Here is a 2,840-nt window from a genome sequence, read left to right on the forward strand (position 1 = left end):
ACCGTCGACGGCGTTGTGGTTGTTGGCTGCGTCGGCGGCATAGATGCCGAGACCGCACAGCACGATGGCGGACAACATGGCAAAGGACAGAAGCGCTGCTTTCACGGAGGTCATCTCTTGTTGAGCTTTCTGCATCTGTGCACCAGGCGGTTACCAATGCGTTGAAACGGAGAATTCGCTTCAAAGTTTCGACGATTTTGCGCTTCTAGGCATGTTCTGTATCAACGGTGTGTCGCGCGGGTCACACAAAAGGTTCATAGCCGTTGCACAGAAGATGCAGAGCGCGCGCCTTCTAGGATGGCGGGCGGACACAAGCCAAGAATGAAACCGTTTTCCCCAGGCGGTTTCACCGCCGCGTGCCAATTATGTCACGCTGGAGGGTACGGAGAGACCAACGCTCAGATGGTCGCTACCCAGGCCCGGGCAATGGCGAGGCCAGCGGCATCCGCATCGGGCCCGTTGCGGGCCATTTCGCCATCGAGCTTGCCGGCCCAGTCGGGATGGCGCGCAGCGATGGTCGGGGCAAAGGACGCGCTCCAGTCCTTGACCATCGGCCGGTCGGCCTCGAAGTGAAACTGGAAACCGTACACGGCGCGGCCGACGCGAAATGCCTGGTTCTCGGCGACATCGTTGCCGGCAAGCCGCACGGCGTTTTCGGGCAACACGAAGGTGTCGTCGTGCCATTGGAAGATCGGGAACTTTGCCGGCAGAGCGCCCAGCACCGGATCGGCCTTGGCGTCAGGCGTCAGCGACACGCCGTGCCAACCGAACTCATTGGCGCCGCCGATACGGTTCTCGCCACCAAAGGCACGAGCGACGAGCTGGCTGCCTAGGCAGATGCCGAGCACGGCGCGATCCTTGTCGGCAAAGTCGCGGGTCAGTTCGAGCAGTGCCGGGAAATAGGGGTACTCATCGTCGGCCAGCGCATTCTGGCCCCCGCCGAGCACCACCATGGCATCATGCCCGGCCGCGTCATCCGGCAGGGGATCGCCCCTGTAAGGGAGACGCAGGTCGAGATCGGCGCCCGCTTCCGCAAGTGCTGCGCCGACCTGGCCGAGGCCGGTATTGTCGTAGTTCTGGACCACCAGCACCCGCATCGCAAAACCCTGCTGACATGAAAAAGCTGCGACGAGCGATATCATGCCGCTCGCATTGCAGCCAAGATGCGTGTCCGGAGAGAAAACTATGCCACTGCAGAACCGGGTCGATCCGTTCGGTATCATCCACGCGGTGCCCGATCGCGGCATGTTCACCGGCAATCGCGGCATCATCCACGACCCCGAGACGAAGACGCTCAAGAAAAAGCGCTGGGCGCTTCAAGCCTGGATCATCTGCGTCTGCCAATTCCGAAATGTGCGGCGCGAACCGATGGGCCGCAACCGGAAGGGCGGTAAAGCGGGCTGGACCGAGCTGTTCTTCCTCGACGAGGTGACCGCACTGGCGGCCGGGCATCGCCCCTGCTTCTTTTGCCAGCGCGAACGGGCCAGGGATTTCGTCGGCCGCTTCGGCGAAGCCTTCGGCATCGCCGAACCGCGCGCGCCGATGGTCGACAAGCGGCTGCACAAGGAGCGGCTGGCGTCAGGCGGCAAGCCGCCGGTGATTGCGGTTGAAGACCTTGCCGGCCTGCCGGACGGCGTCGTGGTTGCGGATGGCGGCACTGTTTATGCCCTGCGTAGCGGCAAGGCACTGCGCTGGTCCTTTGCGGGATATCAGCACCCCAACGATTTCGACATGCTCAAAAGCAAGACACTCTCGCTACTGACGCCGGCCACGACGCTCTGCGTGCTGCGGCACGGCTTTCGGCCGGTGTGGCATCCGACCGCCGAGGCTTGACGCCGGCGGCCGGCTCGCTCATTCCTCGGCGATGCGCGCCAATTACAAAATGCAACGTCTGTTCGTGATCGACGATCTCGCGCCGGACATCGAATTCGAGGCCGGCCAACAGCAGAGCCACTATCTCCTGCATGTGCTGCGGCTTGGCGAAGGCGCCGAAATCCTGGTGTTCAATGGCCGCGACGGCGAGTGGTCGGCGGCCATATCGGCGAAGACGAAAAGGGCGGTGCGGCTGAAGGTGTCGGCGCTGCAGCGGCCGCAGCCGCCTCTGCCCGATCTCGTCTACTGCTTTGCGCCGCTGAAGCAGGGGCGGCTCGATTATCTCGTGCAGAAGGCGGTCGAGATGGGCGCCGGCATCCTGCAGCCGGTCATTACCCAGCACACGCAAGTGGCCAAGCCGTCGATCGATCGCCTGCGCGCCAATGTCGTCGAAGCCGCCGAGCAATGCGGCATCCTGGCGGTGCCTCAGGTGCGCGAAGCCGAAAAATTCGACCGCCTGTTGACCGGCTGGGACACAGAGCGACGGCTGATCTTCTGCGACGAGGATGCTTCGACCAACAATCCGCTGGCCGCGCTGCAGGCGGTCAAGGAAAAGAAGCTTGGGCTGCTGGTCGGGCCGGAGGGTGGCTTTTCCGACGATGAGCGCAAGATGCTGCGCGCCCTGCCCTTCGTCACCGCCATTCCGCTCGGCCCGCGTATCCTGCGCGCCGACACCGCGGCGGTGGCCGCGCTCGCGGTCATGCAGGCGACAGTCGGAGACTGGTGAGACGTCATCCCTTGCAAGGGACGGAGAGCGGAGTAACGTTCAATTCCTGTTGACCTGTGGCTCAGGATTTTTCGCTTGATCGTCTGCTGACATTTCGTCCATTTAGCGCCGGCGATCGTCCGATCGTCCTACAGCGCCCGCCTCCTTTCGGACGTGCAAAGGACACTGTAGCATTCCATTGGGGCACATGATCCCGGCGAAAGTCGAAAGCCGATTTTCGGGGTCATGTGCAGAGGGTTCA

3 protein-coding genes are annotated in these 2,840 nt (G+C 63.0%); 2 read left to right on the top strand and 1 reads right to left on the bottom strand.

All coding sequences use genetic code 11. The features are described from left to right. Positions 1–398: 398 nt before the first annotated feature. A complete protein-coding gene (locus EN991_RS30695; RefSeq protein ID WP_027162214.1) occupies positions 399–1,097 on the bottom strand; it encodes a type 1 glutamine amidotransferase in 699 nt (232 codons plus the stop codon). An 88-nt stretch (positions 1,098–1,185) separates the two neighbouring features. Here EN991_RS30695 and EN991_RS30700 point away from each other — a divergent pair, with 88 nt between their 5' ends. Both EN991_RS30700 and EN991_RS30705 read left to right on the top strand, forming a co-directional pair. Then, the gene (locus EN991_RS30700; protein WP_127370155.1) at positions 1,186–1,833 is read left to right on the top strand and encodes a hypothetical protein; all 648 of its coding nucleotides are present in this window, start codon (positions 1,186–1,188) and stop codon (positions 1,831–1,833) included. A gap of 31 nt (positions 1,834–1,864) precedes the next feature. Continuing rightward, the gene (locus EN991_RS30705; protein ID WP_127370156.1) at positions 1,865–2,599 is read left to right on the top strand and encodes a 16S rRNA (uracil(1498)-N(3))-methyltransferase; all 735 of its coding nucleotides are present in this window, start codon (positions 1,865–1,867) and stop codon (positions 2,597–2,599) included. The last annotated feature ends 241 nt before the right edge of the window (positions 2,600–2,840 follow it).

This window comes from Mesorhizobium sp. M7A.F.Ca.US.005.03.2.1 (assembly GCF_003997795.1).
Taxonomy (GTDB): Bacteria; Pseudomonadota; Alphaproteobacteria; order Rhizobiales; family Rhizobiaceae; genus Mesorhizobium; species Mesorhizobium ciceri.